The sequence below is a fragment of the Embleya sp. NPDC050493 genome, from assembly GCF_044458105.1.
Lineage (GTDB): Bacteria > Actinomycetota > Actinomycetes > Streptomycetales > Streptomycetaceae > Embleya.
The window spans coordinates 103427-129806 of sequence record NZ_JBITHP010000024.1 but is presented as its reverse complement, the minus strand read 5'-3'; the positions used below and the strand labels follow the sequence as shown (position 1 = coordinate 129806).

Annotated in this window: 22 protein-coding genes; 8 read left to right on the top strand and 14 right to left on the bottom strand. The window is 72.1% G+C overall.

Going from position 1 to position 26380, the window contains the following annotated elements:
- Positions 1-260: 260 nt before the first annotated feature.
- A complete protein-coding gene (locus tag ACIBM5_RS34985; protein WP_396010718.1) occupies positions 261-1076 on the bottom strand; it encodes a chitosanase in 816 nt (271 codons plus the stop codon).
- A gap of 618 nt (positions 1077-1694) precedes the next feature.
- On the opposite strand from ACIBM5_RS34985, the gene ACIBM5_RS34980 reads away from it, so the two are divergent.
- Together ACIBM5_RS34980 and ACIBM5_RS34975 are read left to right on the top strand one after the other, a co-directional pair.
- Positions 1695-1853 carry a hypothetical protein gene (locus ACIBM5_RS34980; protein WP_391585572.1) on the top strand — a complete coding sequence of 53 codons (159 nt, stop codon included), beginning with the start codon at positions 1695-1697 and terminating at the stop codon, positions 1851-1853.
- The gene (locus ACIBM5_RS34975) at positions 1853-1990 is read left to right on the top strand and encodes a hypothetical protein (protein WP_396010700.1); all 138 of its coding nucleotides are present in this window, start codon (positions 1853-1855) and stop codon (positions 1988-1990) included. Before ACIBM5_RS34980 ends, ACIBM5_RS34975 begins: the two co-directional genes overlap by 1 nt.
- Before the next feature lie 58 nt (positions 1991-2048).
- Here ACIBM5_RS34975 and ACIBM5_RS34970 read toward each other — a convergent pair whose 3' ends face one another.
- Positions 2049-3338 carry a cytochrome P450 gene (locus tag ACIBM5_RS34970; protein ID WP_396010699.1) on the bottom strand — a complete coding sequence of 430 codons (1290 nt, stop codon included), beginning with the start codon at positions 3336-3338 and terminating at the stop codon, positions 2049-2051.
- Positions 3339-3543: 205 nt separating this feature from the next.
- Positions 3544-5109 carry an MFS transporter gene (locus ACIBM5_RS34965; protein ID WP_396010698.1) on the bottom strand — a complete coding sequence of 522 codons (1566 nt, stop codon included), beginning with the start codon at positions 5107-5109 and terminating at the stop codon, positions 3544-3546.
- Between the two features lie 100 nt (positions 5110-5209).
- Between ACIBM5_RS34965 and ACIBM5_RS34960 the strand changes: the two genes are divergently transcribed.
- On the top strand, positions 5210-6301 hold the full coding sequence (locus ACIBM5_RS34960; RefSeq protein WP_396010697.1) for a DUF5937 family protein: 1092 nt from the start codon (positions 5210-5212) through the stop codon (positions 6299-6301).
- Positions 6302-6443: 142 nt separating this feature from the next.
- Here the strand turns inward: ACIBM5_RS34960 and ACIBM5_RS34955 are convergent, their stop codons facing one another.
- From ACIBM5_RS34955 to ACIBM5_RS34945, 3 genes are all read right to left on the bottom strand, one after another.
- A complete protein-coding gene (locus tag ACIBM5_RS34955) occupies positions 6444-7685 on the bottom strand; it encodes an ROK family protein (protein ID WP_396010696.1) in 1242 nt (413 codons plus the stop codon).
- Positions 7686-7824: 139 nt separating this feature from the next.
- Positions 7825-8700 carry a sigma-70 family RNA polymerase sigma factor gene (locus ACIBM5_RS34950; protein ID WP_396010695.1) on the bottom strand — a complete coding sequence of 292 codons (876 nt, stop codon included), beginning with the start codon at positions 8698-8700 and terminating at the stop codon, positions 7825-7827.
- Positions 8697-9089, bottom strand: a complete 393-nt coding sequence (locus ACIBM5_RS34945; RefSeq protein ID WP_396010694.1) for a VOC family protein — start codon at positions 9087-9089, stop codon at positions 8697-8699. The genes ACIBM5_RS34950 and ACIBM5_RS34945 overlap by 4 nt, the downstream gene beginning before the upstream one ends.
- A gap of 401 nt (positions 9090-9490) precedes the next feature.
- On the opposite strand from ACIBM5_RS34945, the gene ACIBM5_RS34940 reads away from it, so the two are divergent.
- Entirely contained in the window at positions 9491-10969 is a 1479-nt protein-coding gene (locus tag ACIBM5_RS34940; protein ID WP_396010693.1) for a carboxylesterase/lipase family protein, read from the top strand.
- Between the two features lie 204 nt (positions 10970-11173).
- Here the strand turns inward: ACIBM5_RS34940 and ACIBM5_RS34935 are convergent, their stop codons facing one another.
- Positions 11174-11662, bottom strand: a complete 489-nt coding sequence (locus ACIBM5_RS34935) for a hypothetical protein (protein ID WP_396010692.1) — start codon at positions 11660-11662, stop codon at positions 11174-11176.
- A 530-nt stretch (positions 11663-12192) separates the two neighbouring features.
- On the opposite strand from ACIBM5_RS34935, the gene ACIBM5_RS34930 reads away from it, so the two are divergent.
- From ACIBM5_RS34930 to ACIBM5_RS34920, 3 genes are all read left to right on the top strand, one after another.
- Entirely contained in the window at positions 12193-13659 is a 1467-nt protein-coding gene (locus ACIBM5_RS34930; RefSeq protein ID WP_396010690.1) for an MFS transporter, read from the top strand.
- The gene (locus tag ACIBM5_RS34925) at positions 13656-14120 is read left to right on the top strand and encodes a MarR family winged helix-turn-helix transcriptional regulator (RefSeq protein ID WP_396010688.1); all 465 of its coding nucleotides are present in this window, start codon (positions 13656-13658) and stop codon (positions 14118-14120) included. The genes ACIBM5_RS34930 and ACIBM5_RS34925 overlap by 4 nt, the downstream gene beginning before the upstream one ends.
- A 162-nt stretch (positions 14121-14282) precedes the next feature.
- Positions 14283-14903, top strand: a complete 621-nt coding sequence (locus ACIBM5_RS34920) for an isochorismatase family protein (RefSeq protein ID WP_396010687.1) — start codon at positions 14283-14285, stop codon at positions 14901-14903.
- Between the two features lie 157 nt (positions 14904-15060).
- Here ACIBM5_RS34920 and ACIBM5_RS34915 read toward each other — a convergent pair whose 3' ends face one another.
- The 7 genes from ACIBM5_RS34915 to ACIBM5_RS34885 all read right to left on the bottom strand — a co-directional run bounded on the left by ACIBM5_RS34915 (position 15061) and on the right by ACIBM5_RS34885 (position 24045).
- A complete protein-coding gene (locus ACIBM5_RS34915) occupies positions 15061-15918 on the bottom strand; it encodes a hypothetical protein (RefSeq protein WP_396010686.1) in 858 nt (285 codons plus the stop codon).
- Positions 15918-18062: a right-handed parallel beta-helix repeat-containing protein gene (locus ACIBM5_RS34910; protein WP_396010685.1), complete on the bottom strand. Its 2145-nt coding sequence runs from the start codon at positions 18060-18062 to the stop codon at positions 15918-15920. Before ACIBM5_RS34910 ends, ACIBM5_RS34915 begins: the two co-directional genes overlap by 1 nt.
- Before the next feature lie 305 nt (positions 18063-18367).
- Positions 18368-19348 carry a hydroxyacid dehydrogenase gene (locus ACIBM5_RS34905; RefSeq protein WP_396010717.1) on the bottom strand — a complete coding sequence of 327 codons (981 nt, stop codon included), beginning with the start codon at positions 19346-19348 and terminating at the stop codon, positions 18368-18370.
- Positions 19349-19425: 77 nt separating this feature from the next.
- A complete protein-coding gene (locus ACIBM5_RS34900; protein WP_396010684.1) occupies positions 19426-20370 on the bottom strand; it encodes a carbohydrate ABC transporter permease in 945 nt (314 codons plus the stop codon).
- Positions 20367-21272, bottom strand: coding sequence for a sugar ABC transporter permease (locus ACIBM5_RS34895; RefSeq protein WP_360317097.1), 906 nt, complete (start codon positions 21270-21272; stop codon positions 20367-20369). Before ACIBM5_RS34895 ends, ACIBM5_RS34900 begins: the two co-directional genes overlap by 4 nt.
- Positions 21273-21412: 140 nt before the next feature.
- Entirely contained in the window at positions 21413-22750 is a 1338-nt protein-coding gene (locus tag ACIBM5_RS34890; RefSeq protein WP_396010683.1) for an ABC transporter substrate-binding protein, read from the bottom strand.
- 119 nt (positions 22751-22869) lie between these two features.
- Positions 22870-24045: a substrate-binding domain-containing protein gene (locus ACIBM5_RS34885; RefSeq protein WP_396010682.1), complete on the bottom strand. Its 1176-nt coding sequence runs from the start codon at positions 24043-24045 to the stop codon at positions 22870-22872.
- A gap of 225 nt (positions 24046-24270) precedes the next feature.
- On the opposite strand from ACIBM5_RS34885, the gene ACIBM5_RS34880 reads away from it, so the two are divergent.
- Positions 24271-26190, top strand: a complete 1920-nt coding sequence (locus tag ACIBM5_RS34880; RefSeq protein ID WP_396010681.1) for a DUF2264 domain-containing protein — start codon at positions 24271-24273, stop codon at positions 26188-26190.
- Positions 26191-26380: the final 190 nt, after the last annotated feature.

The window sequence follows — 26380 nt, the reverse complement described above, 5'->3', positions numbered from 1 at the left end:
CGCCCGCCCCGCCCCGCCCCTCCGCCGCCCCGAGCCGGGAACGCCACGGTGCCGGCGGGATCGTGTGCTCCCCGATGCGGATGGCCGCCTCCCGGTCACAGCGGGTGCGACCCCGGACGCGCGGAAGGCCACCGCGGGGGCGGTGGCCTTCCATCGTGCGGGACGAGCAGGGAGTTGTGATCGGCTCGGCTTCGAGTCGATCCGTGTGGAGGGGGGAATGGCCGGTCCGGCTCGGACCGGTCCGTGCGGCGCCGCTTCGATCAGCTGTTGATCGTGTAGCTGTCGCCGTAGACCTTCCACTTCAGTGGGGGGTTGAGGTCGAGGTTGCCGGCCTTGAGGAAGACGCGCTGCTCGGTGTCGACGCGGCTGGTGTCGCTGTGCGCGTCCTCGTGCTTCATCGCGACCTTGCGGGCGTCGAGGAAGGCGTTGAGGTAGGTGGTCTCGTTGCCGCCCTGGGCCGGCGGCTTGGCCTTCTTGAGTGCGTTCGCCCGGATCGAGCTGAAGCTGTCCCGGTCGCCACCGTCGCCGTGCATGACGATCGCGTCGTAGTAGATGAACTGGCCCAGTGCGCCCAGGCCGTCGGACTTGCCGCGGTTGACCGCCGGGTTGAAGTACACCCGGTCCCGCTCGTCGTCCTGGGCCTTGCGGAAGTCCGCGTCGCCGGCGGCGGTCGCCCAGGCCTTCTCGAACGAACTGCCCAGACCCGAATGCGAGTCCGTGCCGTTGACCTTGCGCAGTGCGGGCAGGTACTTGGCCAGCACGTTGCCCGGCTTGCGGGCGGTGTACAGCTCGACCAGGTCGAGCATGTCGCCGGTGCCGGAACAGAAGCCGATGATGCCGGCCGTGTATCCGCGCCCGTCGTCGATGTCCTCGATGTACTTGTACTGCGCCTTCCAGTCCAGGGAGGAGTTCTCCGCACTGGACACCAGTTGCATGGCGATGTCCTTCTTGTGCGGGTCGTCCAACCCGATCCGCGCGGCGGCCTGCTGGGTCACGCTGGTCGAACCCGACTGCGTGGCGCTCGTCGCAGCGTGGGCCAGCGGCCCGGGTGCGGCGATCAACAGTCCGGTTGCCACAAGCAGGGTCAGCCGCTTGCGGGATCGTCCGAGGTGAGATTGCACGTGCGTCTCCGTTCCGGCTCTACGGCCACGTTCGGGGGGCTCCGTGTCCATCCATTGTTAGGAAAGTTTCCTAACTAGGACGAGACACATTGAAGCACTGCCGGGTTCCGCCGCCAAGAGGACCGAGAACATCTCCTGCAAACTCGTGTGCCGTCATCCGGGTTGGTCACAAAGTGACCTGAGGACCGGTCAGGTTCGGAAGACGGCGCGCACCATCGAACCTTCCGACACCACGATCCGGCCCGCGCGGTCCCGGACGGAGGCCCGGCCGGGGGTGCGACGCGCGGTGCAACGCGCAGCCGTTCGCATTTCGGCCCACCGTCGCGCCAACCGGCCGACCGGCGACGTGAGTCCGACCACATCCACGCCTTCCGGCGACGACCAGAGCCGAGCCGCCGGTACGGTCGGCCACGGCGGCGTACGGACAACCCGTTGGAGTCGGTGTCGGCCGGTATGCGGTGCGGTGTCCATGCCGATCCGGCGGGGATCCGAATCGGCCGGGTAACCGGTTGATTACGGACTGATTCGGGAACGTTGGCTGCCAACCGAGCCGTCGCGTGGCAGCATCGTGGCATGGACGAGCATCCGCAGCCCGAAGTCGAGCCCGAGTGGCTCGACCACGACGACTTCGAACGGCTCATGGCCGAGGTTCTTCCGATCCCGGACGCACAGTTGCCGCCGCTCCCCGACAAGCGGGTCTACGAGCGCACCACCGGCGGAGACACCGGCTGATGATCAACCCGGTCGAGGTGTTGTCCGTCGGTGGCCGATGTCGGATGCGCGGGCGTTGGCTGCCCACCCCGACCGCCGCCGCGAATCAGCGCCGAAACCCGGCCGAGTCGCCCACCGCGCCCGAGAGTTCGGCCTGACCCCGCGGCGGCGCGGCCGGCGGCGGACCGTGCGGCGAGCCGCCGACGGCACCCGCGGTCACAGCGGTGACGGGCCACCCGGGCTGCGCGGAGCACCCTGATCACCCGGACGGTCCTGAGCACCCTGATCACCCACCACGACCGGGAGTTCACCGTAGCCGCGGAACAACAAGCGGTCGTGCCGGATCGCGCCGGGCGCGAGGGTCGCCGCCGGGAAACGGTCGAGCAGGCGGGGAAAGGCCACCGCCGCCTCCAGTCGGGCGAGCATCGCGCCCACGCAGAAGTGGATCCCGGCCCCGAAGCTCAACGAGCCACTCTCGGCGCGCCACGGATCGAAGCGCTGCGGGTCGCGATAGCGCGCGGGATCCCGGTTGGCGGCGGCGATCATCACCAGCACCTCGCCGAAGCGCGGCACCGGCACTCCGTCGATCGACAGGCCGTCCCGAAGCGCGATCCGCGAGGTCAACTGGATCGGCGGGTCGTACCGCAACACCTCCTCGACGAAGTCGGCCGCCGGCAGGCTCCGGTCGGCCAGCGCGCCGCGCACGTCGGGGTACTCGCCCAGCAGGGCGAGGCCGTTGCCGAGCAGATTCGTGGTGGTCTCGAATCCGGCCACCAGCAAAAGCACCAGATTGGCGACCAGTTCGGCGTCACCGATCGCCTGCTCCGGGTCCTCGTCGCGCAGCCGTACCAGCGCGCCGATCAGATCCTCGCGCGGCCGAGCCCGACGTTCGGCGACCAAATCGGCAAAGTAGCCGCCGAGTTCGTGCGCGGCCCGATCCGCCGCGTGCGTATCGGTGTCGGCCGACATGAACTCCAGGACCCTGGTCAGCTCGTGGACGGGGTGTCGGAACCGATACCGGTCCTCCTCCGGGACCCCGAGCAGTTCGCAGATCACCCCGACCGGGAGCGGAAAGGCGAACCGATCCATGAAGTCGACGGGTGCGCCCTCCCGGCCCGACTCGGCCATCCCGGCCAGGAGGCGGTCCACGGCGCGCGCGATGGCCGGTTCCAGCGCGGCGACCCGGCGCGGGGTGAACACGGCCGCGATCGGCCCGCGCAGCCGGGTGTGTACCGGTGGGTTGCTGTGCAGGATCGACCGGCCGAACAGCTCCCACGACGGGGGTTCCGGCCCGTCGCCGAACACCGCCGTACTCGCCTCGTGGTCCATCATGCCGAACCCGCGATCACGCAGCACCCGATCGGCCGCCGCGTAGCCGTTGACCAGCACGAGGGTGTCGGTCACCGGCACTACGGGGCCGAGTTCGCGGGCCTGTTCGTACAGTGGGTAGGGGTTCGCCCGAGTCTGCGGGGCGGTGAGCCGGTCGACGATCGCGGATGCATCCATGCGTTGCCCTCTCGTCCCGATCACGGGCCGTCACCGGCCGCCTGCCATCCGGTCAACCATCCGCAGCCTTGGCGAAGTTCCCGCCCGCCCGAAGCGATTCGAGAGCGAACTCCGGTACGAACCGGGCGACCTCACGGCGCCCGGGACGCAGGCGGGGCCGAACGTGTTCGACTCCCGCCCGAACCATGCCTGCCGCGTGAAGGGGTCAGGGGCCCGCCGGGGTTCGGTCGTCGGGGGCCCAGCGGTGGATGGCAGCTGCCGCGGTCAGGGTGGCTACGGTCAGGGAGGCCCACAGGATGCCCGGGCCCCAGGCGAGCAGTGCCATCAGCACCGCCGGCGACGCGGCCACGCCGAGGCCGTGGCCGAGCTGGAATCGGGCCAGGGCCCGGCCCAGGCGGTGGGGCGGCGTGGTCGCCACGACGAGCGCGGTGGCGCTGCCGGTGTACATGATCTCGCCGGCCGTGTAGAGCACGGACACCAGCGCGATGGCCGCCGCGCCGAGTTGACCGCCCAGGCCGCCGGCCGCCCAGAAGCCCAAATAGGACAAGGCGAGTACGAGACCCGCGCCGGCCAGCGCCGAGCGCCGGGGGCGGCGGGACAACCACACCACGACGGCGACCTGGGTGGTGACGACGATGAGGGTGTTGGCCACGAAGATACCGGCGGACCAGGCCGGTGCCGCGTGCAATCGGGTGACGAGTACGGCGGGCAGCGCCACCTCCAGCACGTTGAAGCAGAACGCGTAGGGCAGGTTGGCCACAACGAGCACACCGATCCGGCCGACCGGCCGCTTTTCGGCCTCACGCCGGCCGGTCGGCCAAGCGCCGGCCACCCGCATGCCGGCCGCGCGCTTGCCGGCCGCACGCGTGCCGCTCGCCGTTGCGGCCGAAGCCCGCACCCCGCCCCGGCCGGTGCCGGTTGCGGTTCCGGTGCCCGTGCCGGTTCCGCTGCCCGTACCCGTGTCGGTTGCGGTTCCGGTGCCCGTGCCGGTTCCGCTGCCCGTACCCGTGCCCGTGCCCGTGCCCGTGCCCGTGCCCGTGCCGGTGGCGGTTCCCGTACCCCTGCCGGTTCCGCTGCCGGCTATGCGCAACGATCGCACCAGCAGCGCGGCGACGGCGTAGCCGAGCCCGGTCACGGCCGCGAGCGCCCGCAGGGCCCCCGTACCGCCGGTCATCGCCAGTGTCGCGATCAACGCGCCCGCGCCCATGCCCGCGTTGCGCAGCGATCGCCCGGCGGCCAGCGCGGCATCCCGATACCGCTCGTCGGCCACCGTGCCGACCAACGCGGCGTGTGCGGGCGGCCAGCACTGGTCGCCGATCCCGAGGAACAGCGCCGCGACGGTGAACCCCCATACGCCGGAGCCGCCGAGTCCCGTACCGGCGAGCAGCACCGCCACACCCAGCACCCGAATCGACATCGCGCCGGCGACCGCCGCGCTCCGGGCGCCCCGGTCGATCCACCGGCCGAGGAACGGCATCGTGGCGAGCCCGAGCAGCATGCCGATCGACATCGCCGTACCGGCTCGAGCCACGCCGAGCCCCAGCACCCGCACTCCGTAGAGCAGCAGGAACGGCCGCAACATCCCGGACCCGAGCGCATCCACCCCGAGCGCGACCGCGTAGCGCGGACCGCCCGAGGCCCGGACCAGTTCACCCAGAGGCGGGCGCCCCGGCCGGTCGGCCCGGGTCCGTCCGCCCGATTCGTCGTCCGCCGGCGATGACGGTAGGCCCGCGAGAGGTGTGGATGGCGGTTGCGCCGGAGTCGTCGTCATGGGCGAAACCGTCGTCGGCCGCATCGCGCCCGGTCACCTCGATTGACCGTTGTCGTCAATCGACTCCGGTCCACCGTCCGCCGGCTGCGATGATCCCGTGGTGAGCCTGACCATCGACATCACGGGGGTATCGCCCGAGCAGCTGCTGTTCGCCGTATCCCCGCTCGCCGAGCTGACCGCGATGCTGCACGTGCTCGCCGAGCCCGCCCATCACCCGGCGCACCGCGACTGGGCCGCCGAGACCCGGGCGGCGCTGCGCCCGGAGTTGGCGGAGCAACTGCTCGAAGCGGAATTCCTCTGGCGCTCGTCGCGGGCGGACTTCCTGCTGCCGGGCAACCCCGGGGCGACGTTGGCGGACGAGTTGGACGAGGTGGACCGCCTCGACGACGACGCCTACGTGTCGACCGCACTGGTCGCCACGTGCGGCAGCGACCGGATGTTGCTCGGCGACCCGTCGCCGTTGCGCAACTCGGGCACCCGCGAACGCATCCTGGACCTGGCGCAGGCCCGCGGCCCGCGCCAGGCGTCCTTCGCGGATCGCCTGATCGCGGACCCGCCGATGGTGCGGGCCCGGGTACGGCGGATGTTGGAGGAGTGCCAGGCGGCGTTCTTCACCGCGACCTGGCGGCAGGTGGCCCCGCGCCTGATCGCCGATCTGCGGTTGAAGGCCGACCTGATGGCCCGGCGCGGCGTCGCCGACGCCCTGGCCTCGGTCTCCCGGGCCGTCGACCTGGACCGTTCCCGGCAGCGGATCGTGGTGGACAAGCTCCAGGACAACGCGACCAGCGCGGTGGGCGACGGGGTGACCTTCCTGCCCACCGTGTTCGGCGCCCCGCATCTGATCGTGGTGCACGCGCGCGGGTGGCGTCCGGTACTCCAGTATCCGGTCGCGGTCACCGGCCGGGACGTCCCGGAGCCGGTCCCGATGGACCTGGTCCGACAGCGCCTGGAGGCGCTGTCGCATCCGGTCCGGCTACGCCTGGCGCGCACGCTCGCGCGCGGCTCGCACACCACCGGCGAACTGGCCTCGGCCTGGGAACTGTCCGCACCCGAGGTCTCCCGACACCTGGCCGTACTGCGCAGGGCCGGGCTGCTGAAGATGCGGCGGCGCGGCCGGTACGTGCACTACGACCTGGACACGTCGGCGACGGCGGCGCTGGGCACGGACCTGATGGCGGCGATGCTGCGCTGAGACGCCCTGCCCGAAGCGGATCCGGTACCGCCGCCGGGCAGGGCGTCTCGTCCGACCGTTCGTACCCGGGACGCCGACTCCGGCCGAGGCCGTGGCGGCTGCCACTACCGCTACGGCTACCACCGTCGCTGCGGCTACCCGGTCAGGCCGGCGGGGTCGTCCGGTCGAGTGGGGGGACGGTGGCGGCGTCGTCGAGGGTGGCTTCCCGGCTGGTTCGCAGCGCTCCGTACAAGGTGGCGTCCGGGCCCAATATGCCTTGTGCGATGGTCGGTTCGAGGTGCGGGGCGACCGCGCGGCGGCCCGCCAGGACGGCGTCGATACCGGGGGTCAGCCACGCGGCCCAGGTCGCCAGGTAGCCGCCGAGGATCACCTCGCCCGGGTCCACCAATCCCGAGATCGCCAGCACCGCCGCGCCCACCGAGCGGCCCGCGACCGCCAGCGCCTCGGTCGCGCGCGGGTCGCCGGCGCGCAATCGGCGGTCGAGTTCGGCCAGGGCCGCGTCCACCCCGTCCCGCGCGGCCACGTCGGCGAGTCCGGCGGCGGCGGTCAGCGGCTCGGGCCCAACGTACATGGCCAGGCATCCGCGCGCGCCGCACGGACAGTCGGGGCCGTCGAACGCGAGCGGGATGTGGCCCACTTCGCCGGCCATGCCATGTGTACCGGTATGCATCCGGCCGTCGACCACCAGACCGCCGCCGACACCGGTGTCGGCCTTGATGTACGCGGCTGCGCAAGGGAGTTCGCCACCCCGGTCGGCGCGGGCGTGGTACTCGGCCAGGGCCGCGACGTTCGCGTCGTTGACCACGTCCAGTGGGCAGGCGAGGTCCGGCAGGTGCGCCAGCACCAGCGCGCGCAGGTCGGTCCGCGACCAGCCGAAGTCGATCGCGGCGGCGACGGTGTGCCCGGCCCCGGTCACCGGTCCCGCCATCGCGATCACCACCCGGGCCAGATGCGCGTCGGGCCGGGCTCGAACCACGGCCTCGGCCCGTTCGATCTCGCGCGCGAGCACCTCGGCCAGCGGCTCGGGGTCGCCGAACGGCGCACGGTGCGGTACCGACGCACGATGCGCCACCGCGCCGGCCAGGTCCGCGGCCATCACCTCGACCCGCTCCAGCGTCACCTGCAGCGCGATCGCCACCACACGCCCTGGCACCAGGCGCAGCAGCCGACGCGGTCGGCCCCGACCCCCGGAGGACGTGGAGCCGACCTCGGCCACCAGGCCGCGCCCGATCAGGTCGGCGGCCAGGGCGGTGACCGACGCATGTACCAGGCCGGTGGCCGCCGCGACCTCGGTACGCGCGCAGGGACCGTGCGCGGCGATCTCGCGCAGCACGAGGGCCACGTTGTGGCGTCGGACCGCGGCGGTGTCGGTGGGGGTGTTCACCCACCGATTCTGCCCCAGCCCGATCCGGCCACCGCCGGGTGACGCCGAGAGCCGGGCCGCCGGGCCACGGTCCGGGGCTCGGATCGCCACCGGGCCCGAGCAGCCCTCGGTAGCCGATTCCGGCTTCGGCGACGCCGGCTCAGGCCGGGGCGGGCAGCCGGATCGAGGCGAGTTCGACCGGGTCGACGACGATACGGATCCCGGTGATCCGGCCTTCGGTGACCGTGAAGGCGATGACGGACAGCGGGGTTCCGTCGGGGCGCCAGGACATCTGGCCGGGGATGCCGTCGAGCAACACGCGTCGGTGGCGGGCGACCTCGCCGGAGAACATCCGGGCGCCGGCGGCGACCCTGGTGGCGCCGAGGGTGACCACCACGCCGTCGGCGGTATCGACGGTCAGCTTCACGTTCGGATCGAGGACACGCAGGAGCGCTTCGAAGTCGCCGCCGAGGGCGGCGGCCTGGAATGCCCGGACGGCCTCCCGGTGCTCGCGACCGGGGCTGGCCGGCCGGTCCGTGGCTCGAACCTTCCGGCGGGCGCGGCTGGCGACCATCTTGGTGGCATCGGCGGATTTGCCCAGGATCCGGCCGATTTCCTGGAACGGGACCGCGAACATGTCGTGCAGGACGAACGCCACACGCTCGCTCGGGGTGAGCGAGTCGAGCACGACGAGCAGGGCGAGGCCGACCGAATCGGCCAACGCCGCCTGCTCGTCCGGCGCGGGGTCGTCGTCGGGCAGCACCACGAGGTTCGCGAACTCCTGCCCGTAGCCGACTTCGGGGCGGGCCTGCCGGGACCTGAGGAGGTCCAGGCTGATTCGGCCGACCACCGTGGTCAGCCAACCCGCCAGGTTGCCGATGGTCGCCTCGTCCTGACGGACCAGGCGCATCCAGGCTTCCTGGACCACGTCCTCTGCGTCGGCGTGCGAGCCCAGTATGCGGTGCGCGACGGCGCGCAGCCGATCGCGCTGGGCTTCGAACGCCTCGGTCACGAAGCCGGACGGGTCGGCGGTCACGGCTGTCGCTGCTGACGGAGCGAGACCCGGTTGCCGTCCGGATCCACCGCCTCGACGCGGATCCCGAACGGATAGTCCACGGGCTCGGACTCCTCGAAGTCGACGCCACGCCGGCGCATGATCTCGAAGTCCTTTCGCAAATCGTCGGATTCGAGAATCAGCGGCCCGGGCGCGGCCTCCCGGCCCACGTCGGCCGGCTGTCCCGCGGCCGCCGGATGCGACCACAGGATGATCTGGACCGGGCTGTCGGGAACGCCGACGGTGAGGAAACGTCCGTCGGGCCCCGGGAAGTCGATCCGCTTCTCCAGGCCGAGCCCGTCCGTATAGAACGCCAGCGCGCGGTCCTGATCGGTGACGTAGATCGTCGTGTACATGATGTTGGTCAGCATCCGGTTCTCGATTCACTCGTTGGTGTGACGACCGTTCGGATTCGGTCTTCGCACCTATGACGGATGCCGACGCGAGAAGGTAACAGGACCGGTTCGCCGGAGCGGGCCGGCGACCCCGCAGCCGCCGGAAGGTCGCCGGCGTGACGGCTCCGCGCCGCCGCGCCGCCGCGGGGCGGCGGGGCGGCGGGGCGAGCGCCCTCGCGGTCGCTGCGGGCCTAGGGCCTCGGGATCCGCGACCTCGGTTGACGCGGTCGACGTGGTCGCCCCGGATGCTCAACAGCAATTTTTTCAACTCTTGTAATATATGTCGGGCGAGTCGATACTCAGCCATGCAACCGCAGGGAACGCTCGGGCCCCACCCCCGCGCCGACCGCCAGACTCCTCCGCGCAAAGGATGACCCGTGTCCCAGCAGCCGCTCGTCACCACCACCCTGGGCCCCGTCCAAGGGTTCTGGCAGGGCCGGTCCGCCCGCTTCCTGGGCATTCCGTACGCCAAGCCCCCCGTCGGCGACCTGCGCTTCGCCGCGCCCGAGCCCCCCGAGGCGTGGACCGAGCCGCTGGCGGCCACCGCGTACGGTCCCACCGCCCAGCGCCGCACGTTCGGTGACGGGCCGACGATCATCCCGGAGCCGTCGATCCCCGGCGACGACGTACTCGGCGTCAACGTGTTCACCCCGAACCCGAGCCCGGACGCCGCGCTGCCGGTACTGGTCTGGATCCACGGCGGCGGCTTCGTGGCCGGCTCCGCGGCCAGCCCGTGGTACGACGGCGCCGCGTTCAACCGGGACGGCGTGGTGCTGGTCTCGCTCGGCTACCGCCTGGGCATCGAGGGCTTCCTGCACCTGGAGGGCGCTCCCGACAACCGGGGCGTCCTGGACTGGATCGCCGCGCTGCGCTGGGTCCGGGACAACATCGCGGCCTTCGGCGGGGATCCGGCCAAGGTCACCATCGCCGGCCAGTCGGCCGGCGGCGGCGCGGTGCAGACGCTGATGGTCACGCCGTCCGCGCACGACCTCTTCCGGGCCGCGATCTCGGTCTCCGGCGCGGTGATGGAACCCCAGAGCCGCGCGGCCGGCCTCGCCGTCTCCGAACTCTTCACCTCCCGCACCGGCCTGCCCGCGACCGTCGCCGCGCTGCGCGACCTCTCGCACGACGAGATGCAGCGCCTGCAGGACCTGGTCACCGCACCCGAGGAGGGCGCCGCCGCACTGCCCGGCCTGCTGCTGGCGCCGTTCACCGACGGCGAGTCGATCCCCGAGGACGTACACGCCGCGTTCCGGGACGGCTCGGCCGCACCCGCGCCGCTGATGCTCGGCGCCACGCATCACGAGTTCAACGCCGCCGCCGAATTCGGCATGCCGGACGCCCCGATCGAGGCCGCCGTCGGCATCCTCGGCTCGGTCGGCCTGCCGCCGGAGGGCATCGAGGCGTACCTCGCCCTGCACGACGGCGCGACCCCCGCCCAGGTGATCGGCCAGGCGCTCACCGACAGCCTGTTCCGCGCCACCGCGGTCTCCATCGCCGAGGCCCGCGCCGACCGGGAACTGCCGACCTGGCTGTACACCTTCGAATGGCTCTCCTCCGCGCCCATGTTCGGCGGCAAGGCGTTCCATTGCCTCGACCTGCCGTTCGCCTTCGACCTGCTGGCCGCCGAGGGAGCCGAGAACGCAACCGGCCCCGACGCACCCCAGAAGCTGGCCGACGCGATGCACGGCGCGTGGGTCGCCTTCATCCGCGACCTCGACCCGGGCCCCCAGTGGCCGCGCTACACCCGGGCCCACCGCGACACGATGGTCTGGGACACCACCCCCCGGGTCGCCCCCGACCCCCTCGGCCCCGAACGCCGAATCTGGACCACCCGCCGCACCCCGACGGTCTGAGCGGAACGGGCCCCCGCCGGGCCCGAGCCCGAGCGCGCAGTGCCGGGCCGCGGGGGCGGCCCGGCGGCGGGGGTCGGGGGTCGGGAGTCGGAGGTCGCCAACCGACTCGGATCGATACACACGCCCGCCCCGTACGAGCGGTCCCGTTCCGGGCGCTCGGTGCCTACCGGTCGATGCGTGTGCGCCACGGCTGACCGCGGGGGCCTACGCCTGGGCGTCGAGCCAGTCGCGGTAGGTGGGGCCGGCGAGGGTGGCGTGCGGGGAAGGAAGCAGGGCGCCGTTCTCGAAGATGTCGCGGTCGGGGTTGGCCGGGTCGCTCACCTCTTCGATGCGGACGTCGAGGCCGCGTCGGGCCAGTGCCGACTCGGCCATCGCGGCGAGGTTCTCCTCGCGGGGGCCGGCTACCTCCGCGAACGGGGTGCCGGGCGACTCGGTCACCGGCCCGTCGCCGGTGGCCAGGTCGACCAGTCCTTCGGCGACGGCGCGGGCGGCGATCAGCTGGGTGCGCATCCTGGGCACGTAGCAGACGTCGCCCTGGATCCCCCAGCTCGCGAGCTCCGCCACGAACTCGTGGAACTGCGCCGCGCGCAGGATCCGAACCGGCAACGGACCGGCCAGTACGGCCTGTTCGTGGGCAAGCTTGGCCGCGTTGTAACCCGCGATCGAGGCATCGATGCCGATGATCGAGGCCACCACCATACGATTCACGCCGGCCTTGACGCCCGCCTCGTGCAGGTTGCGCGCCGAGGTGGTGAAGAACTCGGTGGCCTCGTGCTGTTCCGGCGCACGACATGCCGCCCGGCCCGCCCGGTGGCTCCGACGACGGCGATCCTCGAACGAGTCTCCATGGTTCTCTCCCTCTACGACGGTGTGCGATCCCCAACCCGGCGGCACCGGATTGCGTCGACACAGCCCTGACGGACCCCGGCCCGAAGATGTGACAGCCGGGGGTGGGGAACCTCGATCCGGGATTCCTCGAAGCCCGGTACACGAAAGTCGCGCCCGCTCCGGGCCACCGGCACCTCCATGGGTCGGTCGGTCGCGCCGTCGATCGATCGGTCGGGCCGTCGCGTCGTCGTCACCCGCCGGCCTCCGGCCCTCCGGCAGCGACAGGCGCAGCGCGCCGCGCAGCCATCACGCGACCACGCGACCGGTTGACTACCGCTTCAGTTTAGTTGTACAACCTATAATGATTGTACAGAAGTAATGACTGGAGTGATTGCATGGCGTTCTCCGGGACCGGTCGGCACGGAAAACTCCTCGTTCTGTTCACCTGTTGCCTGAGTCTGTTCATCGTCGGGCTCGACAACACGATCCTGAACGTGGCTCTCCCATCCATTCGGGGCGACCTGAACGCCTCGGTCTCCCAACTGCAATGGACCATCGACGCCTACACGTTGGTGCTGGCCTCCCTGCTCATGGTGGCCGGCTCGACGGCCGATCGCATCGGTCGGCGTCGGGTCTTCCAGACCGGACTCGTGTTGTTCGCGGCAGGCTCGGCATTGTGCGGTCTGGCGCCGGGACTCGGGTGGTTGATCGCGTTCCGGGTGGTCCAGGCCGTCGGTGGGTCGATGCTCAACCCGGTCGCGATGTCGATCATCACCAACACCTTCACCGAGCCCCGCGAACGCGCTCGCGCCATCGGCGTGTGGGGTGCGGTGGTCGGAATCGCCATGGCGCTCGGGCCGGTCGTGGGCGGCGCGCTGGTCGACTCGGCGGGCTGGCGGTCGGTGTTCTGGATCAACCTGCCGGTCGCGCTCGCCGCCCTCGTACTCAGTGCGCTGTACGTGCCCGAGTCCAAGGCGGCTCATCCCAGGCGGGCGGATCCGGTCGGCCAGTCGCTCGTGTTCGCGTTCCTGTTGTCGCTCGCCTACGCGATCATCGAGGGCCGCGCGGCGGGGTGGTCCTCGCCGCTGATCCTGGCGCTGTTCGCCCTCGCCGCGGGCTGCCTGACCGGACTGCTGTACTGGTCGCCGCGGCGCGCGGAACCGCTGATCGACCTGCGCTTCTTCCGCAGCGTGCCGTTCGCGGGCTCGACCGTGATCGCGGTGTGCACGTTCGCGTCGATGTCCGGATTCCTCTTCCTGAACACGCTCTACCTCCAGGACGCGCGCGGCTACTCGCCGACCGAGGCGGGCCTGCGTACGCTGCCGATGGCGCTGATGACGGTCGTGTTCTCGCCGATCTCCGGGCGGCTGGTCGGGCGGGTCGGCCCGCGCGTACCGCTGATCGCGGCCGGCCTCGCCATCGCGGCGAGCGCGGCGTTGCTGGTCGGGCTGGCCGACGACACGTCCACCGTGCGGATGGTGGCCGCGTACAGCCTGTTCGGCATCGGCTTCGGGCTGGTCAACGCGCCGATCACGAACACCGCCGTGTCCGGCATGCCGCGTGCCCAGGCGGGAGTGGCCTCGGCGATCGCGTCGACGAGTCGCCAAGTCGGCCAGTCCTTCGGGGTCGCGGTGGTCGGCACCACCATGGGGTCCGTCCTGTCCGACCCCGGCGGAGCCGGTCTGGCCGCCGCGACGCACACCGGATGGTGGATCGTGCTGGGCTGCGGCGTCTCGGTCGCGGGCCTCGGTATGCTCACCACGGGCCGCTGGGCCCTGCGCACGGCCGAACGCACGGGCGCGGAACTGATGCCCGCGGCGCCGCCCGCCGGGACGCCGAGGACGACGGACGTGAGGCAATGACCGGTTCCCCGGCACACGACGCGGCGAGCGATGCCCCCTCGGACGCGGCGGGACGCGTCTGGACCGGGATGCGCCTCCTCGTCCTGGAGCGCCACGACCGCCGCCGCGAGGTCGTCGAGGCCACCGGACTGAGCTTCATCCGCGTCAAGGCGCTGCGACGGATCGCCGGCGGTCCGCTGTCGATGCGCGAACTGGCCGCCGGGCTGTCCACCGACAAGCCGTACACGACGCTGGTCGTCGACGACCTCGAACGCCGCGGGCTGATCGAACGCACAGTCCATCCCACCGACCGCAGACAGCGGATGTTGGCGGCGACCGCACAGGGTCTGCGGGTGGCGCGGACCGCCCGCGAAATCCTGGACAACCCCCCGGATTTCCTGCGCAACCTCCCACCGGCGGACCTGGCCGCACTGGACCGAGTGATCACCGCTCTCGTCGACGCGGACCACGCTGCGGAATAGCGCATCCCACAGCGGTTTCGGCACCGGCACTCGTGACCGTGACCGTGACCGTGAACCACTCGCCGCCATCCGCCGACGGGTTCCGCCGACCGGCACTCGGACCGGGCGAGTCCGCGGACCCCACGAATCGGCGGAGCTGCTCGGCAGGCAGGATGGGGTGGCATGACAGAGAACATCGCCCCCGTATCCGCCCTGCTCGTCGTCGACGTGCAGATGGCCTTCGTCACCGGCGCCGGCGCGGTACCGGATGCGGAGCGTGTGGTGGAACGGGCCGCCACGTTGATCGCCCGGGCCCGGGCGAGTGGTGCGCTGGTGGTGCATCTCCAGAACGACGGGCCGGTCGGCGCGGACGACGAGACCGGCACGCCCGGGTGGGAATTGCGGCTGCCGGTGGAGGCCGGCCCCCGCGAGGTGGTGATCCGCAAGACCGAGGACGACGGCTTCGACGGTACGCCGCTGGCCGACCTGCTGACCCGGGCTGGCGTGGCGGGTGTGTCCGTGTGCGGGGTGATGTCCGAGATGTGCGTGGGCGCGACCGCGCGGGCCGCGCTGGAACGGGGCTACCGGGTGGTGCTGCCGCACGACGCCCATGCCACGTACGACATCCCGGCCGCGCCCGGCATCAGCGCGGCGGTACCGGCGCCGATGGTCTCGCGCGTGGCCGAATGGGCGCTGGGCGACGAGGTCGAGATCGTCGCACACGCCGAGGACGTGTCCTTCACCGCCGCGGGAGCCGCGGAAGCCGCCGCTGGGCCCGCCGAAGAAACCCGGGACCCGGTGTAGTTCACACCCGGGCTCTCGCGGCACCCCAAGCTCTCGACCGACGCTCGTCGACGCGACGCGACGCGACGCGGCACGACGGCACGGCACGGCACGGCACGACGACGCGCACGGCGCAATGCGACCCGCACAGCACGACGACACGGCCCGGCACCGTTGGCTATTCGGCTCCGCAGACCACGGCTTCGGCCTCTTGGAGGGGGATCGTGCGTGCCGCGGCCACCCTTCGCGCCAGCTCCCGGTCGAATGCGGCCGACAGGAGGTCGAGTCGAATCCGGTCCCTGGCCTGCTCGAATGGCGGCACCGTGGCCGACGGACCGGCGGCACCCGCCAGTTCGGCGTAGCGGTCGCGCAGTCGCGACTCGGACACGTCCTCCGGGGTTGCCGCCGGCAACCGGCTCAGTGCGCGTGAGAGTTCGGCGCTCTCGTTGCGCGCGAAGCCGTCCTCGTCGTAGCGCGGCACGCCCGGCACCGGATGCCCCGCCGCGCGGGCCGCCGCGCGACGCTCGTTCTCGGCGTCGAGTCGGGCCTGGAATCCGGTCTCGGTCGGGTCGGCCAACACCCCGGCCTGCTGCGCCCGGCGCCGCAGCACCGATTCCGTGGCCGCCGCCCGCAACGCCCGTTCCGTCAGCACCTCGTGCGGGGTCCGACCCGCGATCGCCGTCCGCCAATAGTCGGCGCGTGCCCCGGTCATCGGGTACTCCGCGACCACCTCGGCGCGCAGCCGCACCGCCGCACGGCGCAACTGACCCGCCGTGATCGGTACTTCGTCGACGGTCGCGACCACGGCGGTCGGAGCCACGGCAGCCGCGCGCGAGGGCGGGGCGCCGTCGGATGCGGGCGTCGCCCGCCCGGATGCCGAGGACGGGCCCAGCAGGGCCGGCGAGACGCCCACGACCGTGATCGCCACGGTCAGTGCGGCGGCCCAGCCGAGCGCCCGCCGCCGGCGACGACGAGCGGGGCCCGTCTGCGGCTCGACGCCACGCACCGGCCTCTGGGCGCGTCCCCGGCGGGCCATCAGGCGACGACCTTCAGGTCGAACACGTGCAGCCCGGGTCCGGCGATCGGGCTGCCCGCCGGCAGGGTCACCGAATCCACCGTCCGGGAGGGGTCGATGGACAACGATGCGACCCGTACCGTGACGTCCTCCTCGGACCGCGCCGTGGCCGGATTGCGGTAGTCGGTCTGCGGCTTGTGATGGTAGGCGGCGCGGACTGCGACCTGGTCGGACGGACCGGCGGCGGTGCTCCACCAGTCGCCCAGGGCGAGCGTCGCCGTCGAGGAAGTGCCGTCGGTGTAGGTGACGGTGACGGTGCCGCTCTGCGCGCCGTAGGCACTCGCACCCAGTACCACGAGGCGACTGCCGCTGCCGGTGAGGGCGATGCGTTGCCCGGCCGGCTTGACGTTGTCCGGCAGGCCGTATGCACGCGGGTGCCACGTGAATGCGGCGCCGCCCGCGGTGACCGTGCCGCCCGGGACGTATCCGGCCGCCGCCAGTGCGGGGCCGGAGTAGCTGCGTCCGGACAACCCGAGGCCGCCGGTGTTCGGGTTGGCGTCGTCGCCGACCCCGACGTTGTTGTACGCGGCGGCGATCGACGCATACCGCGGCGCCTGCACCGCAGGGCCGTTGTAGGCACCCCGGTTGACTCCCGTACCCCCGGCCGTGACGGGGTTGCCGAAGTAGTCGTGTGTGCCCATGCCCGGTACCGCAACCCCGCTCCCCAGCGCGGGAGATCCGGTGAGCAGCGCGTAACCGCCCGCGTCGGTAGCGCCGGTCGCGGTGCCGGGTGCGGCCAGGCCCGGGTCGGTGGTCACGGCCGAGGTGTCGCCGGTCGGCGCGGTGAAGCCGCCGTCGTAGACGTTCGCCTGGTAGCTGATGCCCGCTCCCGTGGGCAGCGCGCCCTGGCCGGCGACGAAGACGTTGTTGGCGACCAGGGTGTTCGCCGAGGGGCCGCCCGGGAGTTCGACGTCCAGCTTCTTGCTCGGGCAGAAGAACGTGTTGTTGTACATCCGCAGCGGGCTGGTGTTGTCGCCCGATGCGTTGGCCCGGATCCGGCAGTCGTCCTGGGCGATGTTGAAACGCAGGATCTGGGTGGCGTGGAAGTTGCCGAGGGCGGTGCAGTTCTGGCAGCCGAGGTAGAAGCCGCCGCCGTTGTCGTGCGAGTAGTTGTACTGGTAGGTGCACGAGCCGGTGATCGCGCCGTCGCAGTCCCACGCGGTGGAGTCGAAGATCGACGGCCGTTGCCGGGTGACTTCGTTGTACTGGAAGACGGGGTCACGCGAGTTGATCGGCCACATGCCCGCGAAGTTGCCGTTGACGTAGGGGTACTTGCCGCCTCCGCCATCGTCGAAGAGGTTGTGCTCGATCAGCGGCGCGTCCGAGCCGTGCACCACGATCCCGTCGCCGCCGACGCTGCGGATGGTGTTCGCCCGGATCAGTACGTTGCGGTGGAAGTCGGCGGGCTTGACCGAGATCTTGATGCCGCCGCCACCGGTGTCGTGCACCTGGTTGTCGGTGATGGTCAGGCCCTCGATCGGGCCGGCGGTCGCCCGACCGAGCACCACGATGCCGGCCGAGGCGGAGAACCAGCCCGCGTTGGTACCGGTCTTGTCGCTCCAGCCGGCGACATCGGAGACCTCCAGGTCGCGCAGCACGATCCCGTACTTGCGGTCGGGGGTGGTGGTGTCGACCTGAACTCCGGTACGCAGGGCCTGTGTCGGCGCCGGGTTGGTCACGTGGAGGCCCTGCACGGTCCACCAGCTCCGGTCGACCAGGCGCAGCGTGGCGGGTCCGCCGGTGCCCTGGATCACCGGACGTGGGCCTTCGCCGTAGGCGCCGATCGTGATCGGGTTGCCCGCGGTGCCGGAGCCCTGCGGGGTGAGCGTGCCGGTGCACAGGGTGCCGGCGCGGAGCAGGATGCGGTCGCCGGGTTGGTGGATGCGGGTGTTGATCGGGGCGAGGTCGCCCAGCGGGTCCTCGGGAGTGGTCCCGGTGGCACCTGGGCGGCCTACGCCGCAATCGACGTATGTCGTGGTCGGCGATGCGGCCGTGGACCTGGCCGCGGATGCGGGCGCGCCTGCGGCGGCTTGGGCGGAGACCAGGCCCGCCGTGGCCAGCAGCGTCGCCGAGAGGATGCGGGTCAGGGGTCTGAAGCCGTGCATGTGACCTCCGGTCTGGGGGGTCTTGCAAGAGCCTCCGGCTGGGGCCGGAAGATGGGTGGGCTCCTCACGCGCCGACCGGCCGAGGATCTCTGGGGGCCTGGCGCTTCGGTTGCTCCGGGTGGCCTCAAGCCCGACCGGGCCGAGGTTGGCCTCGAATGCCGGCCGGGCCGAGGTTGGCCTCGAGCCCGACCGGCCTGAGAGTGCGGAGCTGGGGCTCGATCGAAACGAATCGGGGCCGGTACCCGCCCGGTTGTTCGCGTGCCGGCCGGGGTCCTCGTCGGGCCCGGCCGGCGGTCGGGGGTTGTTCAGGCCGAGTGGGTCAGGGTTGCCGGTTCCACGGCGTGGGCGAAGGGGATGCCCTGGGTGTAGCGGTCGAGTTCGTCCAGGGCCAGGGCGACCATGCGGCGCAGTTCGCCGCCGAGGGAGCCGGCGATGTGCGGGGTCAGGAGCACGTTGGGCAGGTCGTAGAGCGGCGAGGCGGCCGGGAGGACGTCCGGTTCGGTGACGTCGATGACCGCGTCGAGGCGGCCCGCGACCAGTTCCTCGGTGAGGGCGTCCTGGTCCACGAGGGAGCCGCGGGCGGTGTTGATCAGCGTCGCGCCGTCCCGCATCAGCGCGAGCCGGCGGCGGTCCAGGAGGTGCCGGGTGGACTCCAGTTCGGGGGCGTGCACGCTGACCACGTCCGAGCTTCGCACCAGTTCGTCCAGATCCACGCTGCGCGCGCCCAGTGCCTCCGCCTGATCGGCAGTCACGTACGGGTCGTGCAGCAGCAGTTCGAAATCGAACGGGCGGAGCAGTTCGAGCACCCGGCGGCCGATCCGGGAAGCGCCGACGATGCCTATGGTGCGTCGGTAGTTGCCGAACCCCGGGAATCGCGCGTCCCAGTCCACCAGGCGCCGTTCCGCGCGGTAGGCGTCCCGGATCCGCAGCACCCGCTTGTTGGCGAACAGCACGGCGGCGACGGTGTATTCGGCCACCGGCAGGGCGTTGGCGGCGGCGCCCGAGGAGACGATCAGGCCGCGTTCCCAGGCGGCGTCGGTGAGGTGGTGTTTGACCGAACCCGCCGCGTGGACCACCGCGCGCAGTCGCGGCGCCCGGGCCAGCACCGCGGCGTCCAGGCGGGCGCTGCCCCAGCAGGTGAACAGGACTTCCGCCTCGGCCAGCGCCGCGGCGGCCTCGGGACGGTCGAAGTCGTCGGCGATCAGGTCGAGATCGACGTCGGCCAGCGCGTCGAGCCGCTCGCGGGCTTCGGTGTCCAGGATGCGTGCGGCCACGGACGGGTCCATCGCGAGCAGGAGTCGAGGCCGGTGCCGCGCCGGCGCGGACGTACCGGCGGGGGACTCGAATCGGGTGGTGCCGTTGGTCACTTGACGCTCCCCGCGGACAGGCCCGCACGCCAGTGGCGCTGGAGCGAGACGAAGGCGACGACCAGCGGGACCACGGCCATCAGCGATCCGGTGATGACCAGCGGATAGAACTCCGGGTACGCGTGCGCGTTGGTGTTCCACGAGTACAGGCCCAGGCTGACCGGGTACAGCTTCTGGTCGGAGAGCATCACCAGGGGCAGGAAGAAGTTGTTCCAGATCGCGGTGAACTGGAACAGGAAGATGGTCACGAAGCCCGGCATCATCATCGGCATGGCGACCGAGAAGAAGGTCCGGATCTCGCCGGCGCCGTCCATCCGGGCGGCTTCGAGCACCTCGCCGGGGATGTATCCGGCGCTGAACACCCGGGCCAGGTAGACCCCGAACGGGTTGACGATGACCGGGATGAACACCGCCCAGAAGGTGTTGACCAGACCCACCTTGGACGCGAGCAGGTACAGCGGCAGCGCGACGGCGGTGGTGGGCACGAGCACGCCCAGCAGCACCCCGCCGAACAGCTTCTCCTTGCCGGGGAAGTCGAACTTGTCGAACGCGTAGCCGGCCAGCACGCTGATGAACGAGCCCAGCGCCGCGCCGACGCCGGCGTAGAGCAGGCTGTTGAGGTACCAGTGCCAGTAGATGCCGTCGCCCTCGGTGCCGACGGCCTTGACGTTCTCGGTGAAGTGGAAGCCCTCGAAGGCGAAGCCGTCGCCGCCGAACAGGCCGCCCATGTCCTTGGTCGCGGCGATCAGCAGCCAGGCCAGCGGCAACATCATGTAGAGGGTGACCAGGACCAGGGCACCGTTGACGGCGACCTTGCCCATCAGCGCCTCGGTGGCGCGACCCTTGGCGCGCGGGCGGCGGGCGGGCTTGGTTGCGGGTGTGCGGGTCGGCGCGGGCGCGTCGGCCGCGACCCCGTCCGGCTGCTGCACGGTGGTGCTCATGCGGTCCTCCGTCCGGACGACAGGCGGGTGACGCCGAACGACAGCGCCGCGGCGAACACGGCGAGCAGCACCGAGGCGGCCGCCGCGAGGCCGAAGTCGTTGGCGCGGAAGGCGGCCGAGTAGGCGTACATGTTGGGTGTCCAGGAGCTGCCCACGGCGGGGTTGGCGTCGCTGAGGATGGACGGTTCGGTGAACAGTTGCAGCGAGCCGATGATGGTGAACAACATCGTCATCGCGACGGCGGCGCGGATCATCGGGATCTTCACCGAGACCGCGATGCGCACCGGTCCGGCGCCGTCCACGGTGGCGGCCTCGACCACCTCGCGCGGGATCGCCTGGAGCGCGGCGTAGAAGATGATCATGTTGTAGCCGATCCACTCCCACGTGGCGATGTTGACGATCGAGAACAGCGCGGTGTCCGAGGCCAGGAAGTCCCAGTGCAGGCCGCCGGATTCGAGCAGTTCCACGACCGGGCTCAGGCCCGGGGTGTAGAGGTAGACCCAGATCAGCGCGGCGATGATGCCCGGGACCGCGTGCGGCAGGAACAGGGCGAGTTGGAAGAACCGGCGGGCCCGGGCGAGCGCGGAGTCCAGCAGGAGCGCCAGCGCGAGGGCGGTGCCGACCATCACCGGGATGTACAGGAGGCAGTACAGCCCGATCGCGACGAACCCGTCGCGGAACTTCTCGTCACCGAGCGCGTCGGCATAGTTGCCGAAGCCGCTGAATACGCGTCTGGTGCCGCCGAAGCCCAGGCCCGAGGTCTTCTCGGTGAACAGGCTGAGCCAGATCGCGTAGCCGATCGGCACGACCATGGTGGCGATGAACAACACGTAGAACGGGGTCAGGAACAGCGCGGCGGTGGTCTTCCGGCGCCGGCGTCCGGCGCGCAGGGATGTGTTCATGGAACTGCTTCCTCGTGGCGGTCCCCCGGTGCGGGCGGCGCGGGGTGCCGGGGGCCTGCGGATCACGGGCCGACGGGCGGCCTCGCAGGGCTGGTGCCGTGGCCGGGAACGTCGCCGGTTCCCGGTCACGGCACCAGTGGTCAGCTCTTGACCGAGATGCCGCGCTTCTTCAGGTCCTCGACGGTGCTGCGCTGGGCCTCCTCCAGGGCGCCCACGATGCTGCCGCCGCTGGAGAGCTTGCCGAACTGGTCCTTGAGGATGGTGTTGGTCTGGGTCATCGACGGGCCCCAGGTCCAGCCGCCGCCGATCTTGCCGGTCGCCTCGGTGAACAGCGGGTAGATGTCCTGCTTGCCGAAGTAGCCGGTGTCGAAGAACTGCGCTGCGACGGGCACCAGCTCGGTGGCGGCGGGGTAGGCGCTGGAGGTGCCGGAGGCGATCCGCGCGGAGATGCCCTCCTTGGTGGTGGTCATCCACTCGATGAAGGTGAGCGCGGCCTTGCCCTTCTTGCTGTCCTTGCTCACCGCGAAGGTCGAGCCGCCGAGCATGCCGTTGGAGGGGGTGCCCCAGTCCGGCAGCGGCGCGACCGCCCACTTGCCGGCCAGGTCGGGCTGGCTGCTCTTGAGGACACCCGCGCTCCACGAGGCGCCGACGATGCCGACCGTGCCGCCGCTCTTGAGGTCGGCGTTCCACTGCTGGCTGAACGAGGGCTGCACGCGCACCAGGTCGTCGGAGACGAGCTTGTTCCAGTACTCGCCGACCTTGCGCGCGTTCGGGTCGGTCAGCGAGACCTTCCAGGCGTCGCCCTCGGTGCCGAACCACGCGCCGCCGGCCTGCCAGGTCAGCCCGGCCACGGTGCTGGGGTCGTCCGGGTAGAAGGTGCCGATCCGGGCGTTCGGGTCGGCCTTCTTGACCTGCTCGGCCGCGGCCCGGTACTCGTCCCAGGTCTTGGGCACGGCGATGTTGTGGTCGGTGAAGAAGTCCTTGCGGTAGTACAGCGCCATCGGTGCGGCGTCCAGCGGCACCGCCCAGGTCTTGCCGCCGAGTTCGGTCAGCTTGTTGACCGACGCGGGGAACTTCGACTTGAGGCCGGACACCTTCGACGTGAGGTCCTGCACGGCCCCCTGGCTGACGAAGTCCGGCAGTTGCGGGTACTCGATGGTCAGCACGTCGGGGGCGTTGCCCGCCTTGACCGCGTTGGCCATCTTCGCGTAGCCGCCCGCGTTGCCGGAGGGGATCTGCTCGTACTTGACCTGGATGTCGGGGTGCGACTTGTTGAACGCGTCCACGACCTCCTGGGTGCCCTTGGTCCAGGACCAGAAGGTGAGTTCCTGCTTCTGGCCCGGGGCGCCACCGGGGGCGGCGGGGGCGGCTCCGGCGTCCTTCTTCTTGTCGTCGCCGCCGCCACAACCGGTGACGAGGCTCAGGGCGGTGACTATGCCGACGAGAGCCGTGCCGAGTCTGATGGATGTGCGCTGCATGGACGCTCCTGGGTCGAACCTGCATCGAAGGCGATAGCGAGCATCATTCGGTCAGGAGCGAACAGCGTCAAGAGCAAATGAACAATCGATGAAAAACGAAACTCGCTATGATCGTTCGATCACAGAGTGGCTGGGTTACTTTCGCTTGTCCGGACGGGTTCGGTCCGCGTGGTCCGCTCGCCCTCCCCCCGCTCGACCGGCTCCCCCGCGTCGGCCGGCTCGGTGGTGGCCCGCAGCCGCAGCCTGGGCACCAGCGAGATGTGCCGCGGCGCACGCCCGTCGTCCCCGTCCGCCAGGCGCGCGGCGAGCAGCTCGACCGCGATCCGGCCGACCTCGTGCTTGGCCGGCGCGATCGCGCTCAGCGGCGGATCGGCCAGCGCCGCCACCTCGTCGTCGTAGGCGATCAGCGCCAGGTCGCCGGGCACGTCCAGACCCGCCGCGCGCAGCCGGGACACCAGCAGCAGCGCGTCCTGGTCGTTGTGCACGAGCGCGGCGGTGGCCGCACCCGAGCGGGCCGCCTCGATCACCCGCGACACCGCCCGGTCGAAGCCGTCCGCGTCCTCGCCCGGATGCGGCGTCTCCACCCCGGCCGGGTCCGGCGGGGTCAGCCCCAGGGCGGCCATCGCCGCGGTGTACCCGGCGTGCACGGCCGGCGTGGTCGGACTGCCCAGCCGGGCCACGAGCAGGATGCGCTCGTGGCCGAGCGTGCCCAACCGGCGCACCGCCTGGGCCGCGCCCAGCGCGTGGTCGGAGGCGACCCGGTCCAGGTGTTCGAGCCCGGAGCCGATCTCGGCCCGGCGCTCCACCAGCACGACGGGCACCGGGAGCCGCCCCATCCACGCATCCTCGCCGCCCGGTCCCGGCGCCCGCGAGGGGGTCAGCAGCAGGCCGTCCACGCCGCCGCGCAACAGCTGGTCCACCTGGTCGCGGTCCTCGCTGGGCAGATAGCGCGAGATGCCCAGCACCAACCGCCCACCGATCGCCTCGACCGCGTCCCGGGCGCCGCGCACGACCTCCGGGAAGTAGTAGGTGGCGGACGGCACGAGCATGCCCACCGTCGGCCCGTCGTGGCCGTTCGCCGGCGGCCGGCCCGGCTCCGGCGCGGAGGGGCGGGCGTGCGGCAGGGTGGCACCGCCGTGCACCCGGGCCAGCAGACCGCTCGCCACCAGGGCGGTCACGTCGCGCCGCACGGTGACCAGGGACACGCCCAGTTCCTCGGCGATCTCGACCACCTTGACGCTGCCCTGTTCGCGGGCCGTCCTGAGAATGAGTTCCTGCCGCTGTTCCGCCAACACCGTGGACGTCGTCCTTCCGATCAGCGCACGCCCGGAACGGGCCGTGCCCCCCTGCGCCCGGCTGCTGTCCGGCCACCGGCTCAGCCTAGGGCATCGCCATTCGATTTTGATTGAAAAGGATCGTTCGATCAAACCGACTCTTGACCTGATCGATCGACCCCGCCTAGCGTGTCGACGCCCGGGCGCGTCCAGCCGAGGAGGTCCGTGCACACGTCGAGGAGATCCGTGACCACACCGCACCCCTTCGTGCTGCCCCCGGAGGACCGCACGCTGAGCCCGTACACCGGCTGGACCCGCGCGCACTGGGAGGCGGTGGCCGACGGCCTGCTCGCCGCGGTGCGCCCGTATCGCTCGCCGGGCGGCGCACTGATCACCCTTCCCGGGCGCACGAGTTGGTCCGGCGAGCGCTCGGACGGCCTGGAGGGCTACGCCCGTACGTTCCTGCTCGCGGCGCTGCGCGCGGCCGGCACCGTCGCCTGCGGCCGGCCCGTCCCGGCCGGGCTGCTGGAGCCGTACGCGGACGGGCTGCGCACGGGAACGGCCGCGCCCGGCACGGCGGATGCGGAATCCTGGCCGGCCGTGGTCGATCGCGGCCAGGCGATGGTGGAGGCTGCGTCGGTGGCCCTGGCCCTGCACCTGACGAAGGCTCAACTGTGGGACCGGCTCGACGAGTCCACCCGCGAACGGGCCGCCGACTGGCTCGCCGGTGCGCTGCGGCACGAACCGGTGGACAACAACTGGTGGCTCTTCCCGGTCGCGGTGGGCACCTTCCTGGAGGCGGCCGACCGGCACACCGAGCAGGCCCGGGCGGCAATCGACCGGGGCCTGGCCCGCATCGAGCGTTGGTACGTCGGCGACGGGTGGTACACCGACGGCGCCGGGCGCTACTTCGACCACTACAACGGCTGGGCCATGCACCTGTATCCGCTGTTGTGCGCGGCGGTCGCGGGTGCGCCGGCCGACCCGGTCCGGCGCGAGCGGCTGCGCGAGTTCCTGACCGGGTACGGCCGGCTCTTCGACCGCACCGGCGCGCCGCTGCACCAGGGGCGTTCGCTGACCTACCGGTTCGCCGCGGCGGCCCCGCTGTGGCTGGGCGCGCTCGTGGACGCCACGCCCTACGCACCGGGCACCACCCGACGCCTGGCGAGCGGCGTGCTGCGGCACTTCCTGGACCGCGGCGCCGCCCGCGACGGCCTGCTCTCGCTGGGCTGGTACGGCCCGGACGCCGCGACGGTGCAGCCCTACTCGGGCTCGGCGTCGCCGTACTGGGCGGCCAAGGGCTTCGTCGGCCTGTTGCTGCCCGAGCGGCACGAGGTGTGGACCGCGCGCGAGTGCGCGGGGCCGGCCGAGGAGGGGGAGCCCGACCCCGCGCTCGGCCTGCCCGGTCCCGGACTGCTCGTGCACGCCGGGCACGGCGTGGCCCGGTTGGTCAACCACGGCGCCGACCACCAGCCGGCCGCGCCGGCCGGCGCGCTCGACGCGGACGATCCGCTGTATGCCCGGCTGGCCTACTCGACGCTGACCGGCCCCACCCGCGGCGGCGATCCGGCGGACAACCACATCGGTCTGGTCCTGGCCGATCGGGTGACCGAACGCGGCCGGATCCGGCCGCTGGGCGCGGGTCCCGGATGGGCCGCCTCGGCGCAGTCGCCCACCCTCGACGGGCAGCCGGTCCCGGACACCCGAATCGTCACGGTCAGCGTGGTGCGCGGCCCGTACGAGGTGCGCGTGCACCACGTGCGGGCGGCGGCGGGCACCACGGTGCGCGAGGGCGGGTGGGCGCCGGCGGCCGGGCCCGGCGAGGAGGTGCGGTCCTCGGTCGACGGCCTCGGTGCCCGGGTGGCCACCGCGTCGGTGCACAGCACGCTGACCGGCGCGCACGGCTGGGACCGGGCGGCCGTCCGCGTGGCGCCGCACGGGACCGCGTTCGGCGAGCAGGCCGAACTCGCCGTGCTGGAGGGCACGGTGGCGGCCGGCCCGCTGGTCACCGTGCTGTCCCTGACCTGGGCGGACGCCGCCCCCACCCCGGCGCCGCGGGTGTCGGCGACGGCGGCGGACGTGGACGTGACGTGGGCGGACGGCGGCGTGAGCCGGATCCGGCACGCGCCGGCGGATCACTGGTCGGTCACCCACGAACCGGCCTGACCGGATCGCCCTCCCGGCACCGGATCGCATTCCCGGGGCGGGCCGGCGCCGGCTCCCGGAATCGTCCGACGCCGGCGCCGGATCGGATTTCCCGGAGCCGTCCGACTCCCGGCGCGGGACCGCCCCGGCACCGGAGCGCATTCCCGGCAACGTGCGATCCCGGGCACCGGACCACCTCCGGGCGCCGGAT

What these genes read in the sequence shown, in the direction of transcription:
- ACIBM5_RS34915 (WP_396010686.1), bottom strand. Translation starts at nt 15,918, where the DNA reads ATGGCCCGCCGGGGACGCGCCCAGAGGCCGGTGCGTGGCGTCGAGCCG.
- ACIBM5_RS34930 (WP_396010690.1), top strand. Translation starts at nt 12,193, where the DNA reads ATGGCGTTCTCCGGGACCGGTCGGCACGGAAAACTCCTCGTTCTGTTC.
- ACIBM5_RS34920 (WP_396010687.1), top strand. Translation starts at nt 14,283, where the DNA reads ATGACAGAGAACATCGCCCCCGTATCCGCCCTGCTCGTCGTCGACGTG.
- ACIBM5_RS34890 (WP_396010683.1), bottom strand. Translation starts at nt 22,750, where the DNA reads ATGCAGCGCACATCCATCAGACTCGGCACGGCTCTCGTCGGCATAGTC.
- ACIBM5_RS34945 (WP_396010694.1), bottom strand. Translation starts at nt 9,089, where the DNA reads ATGCTGACCAACATCATGTACACGACGATCTACGTCACCGATCAGGAC.
- ACIBM5_RS34895 (WP_360317097.1), bottom strand. Translation starts at nt 21,272, where the DNA reads ATGAACACATCCCTGCGCGCCGGACGCCGGCGCCGGAAGACCACCGCC.
- ACIBM5_RS34905 (WP_396010717.1), bottom strand. Translation starts at nt 19,348, where the DNA reads ATGGACCCGTCCGTGGCCGCACGCATCCTGGACACCGAAGCCCGCGAG.
- ACIBM5_RS34925 (WP_396010688.1), top strand. Translation starts at nt 13,656, where the DNA reads ATGACCGGTTCCCCGGCACACGACGCGGCGAGCGATGCCCCCTCGGAC.
- ACIBM5_RS34975 (WP_396010700.1), top strand. Translation starts at nt 1,853, where the DNA reads ATGATCAACCCGGTCGAGGTGTTGTCCGTCGGTGGCCGATGTCGGATG.
- ACIBM5_RS34900 (WP_396010684.1), bottom strand. Translation starts at nt 20,370, where the DNA reads ATGAGCACCACCGTGCAGCAGCCGGACGGGGTCGCGGCCGACGCGCCC.
- ACIBM5_RS34965 (WP_396010698.1), bottom strand. Translation starts at nt 5,109, where the DNA reads ATGACGACGACTCCGGCGCAACCGCCATCCACACCTCTCGCGGGCCTA.
- ACIBM5_RS34970 (WP_396010699.1), bottom strand. Translation starts at nt 3,338, where the DNA reads ATGGATGCATCCGCGATCGTCGACCGGCTCACCGCCCCGCAGACTCGG.
- ACIBM5_RS34980 (WP_391585572.1), top strand. Translation starts at nt 1,695, where the DNA reads ATGGACGAGCATCCGCAGCCCGAAGTCGAGCCCGAGTGGCTCGACCAC.
- ACIBM5_RS34910 (WP_396010685.1), bottom strand. Translation starts at nt 18,062, where the DNA reads ATGCACGGCTTCAGACCCCTGACCCGCATCCTCTCGGCGACGCTGCTG.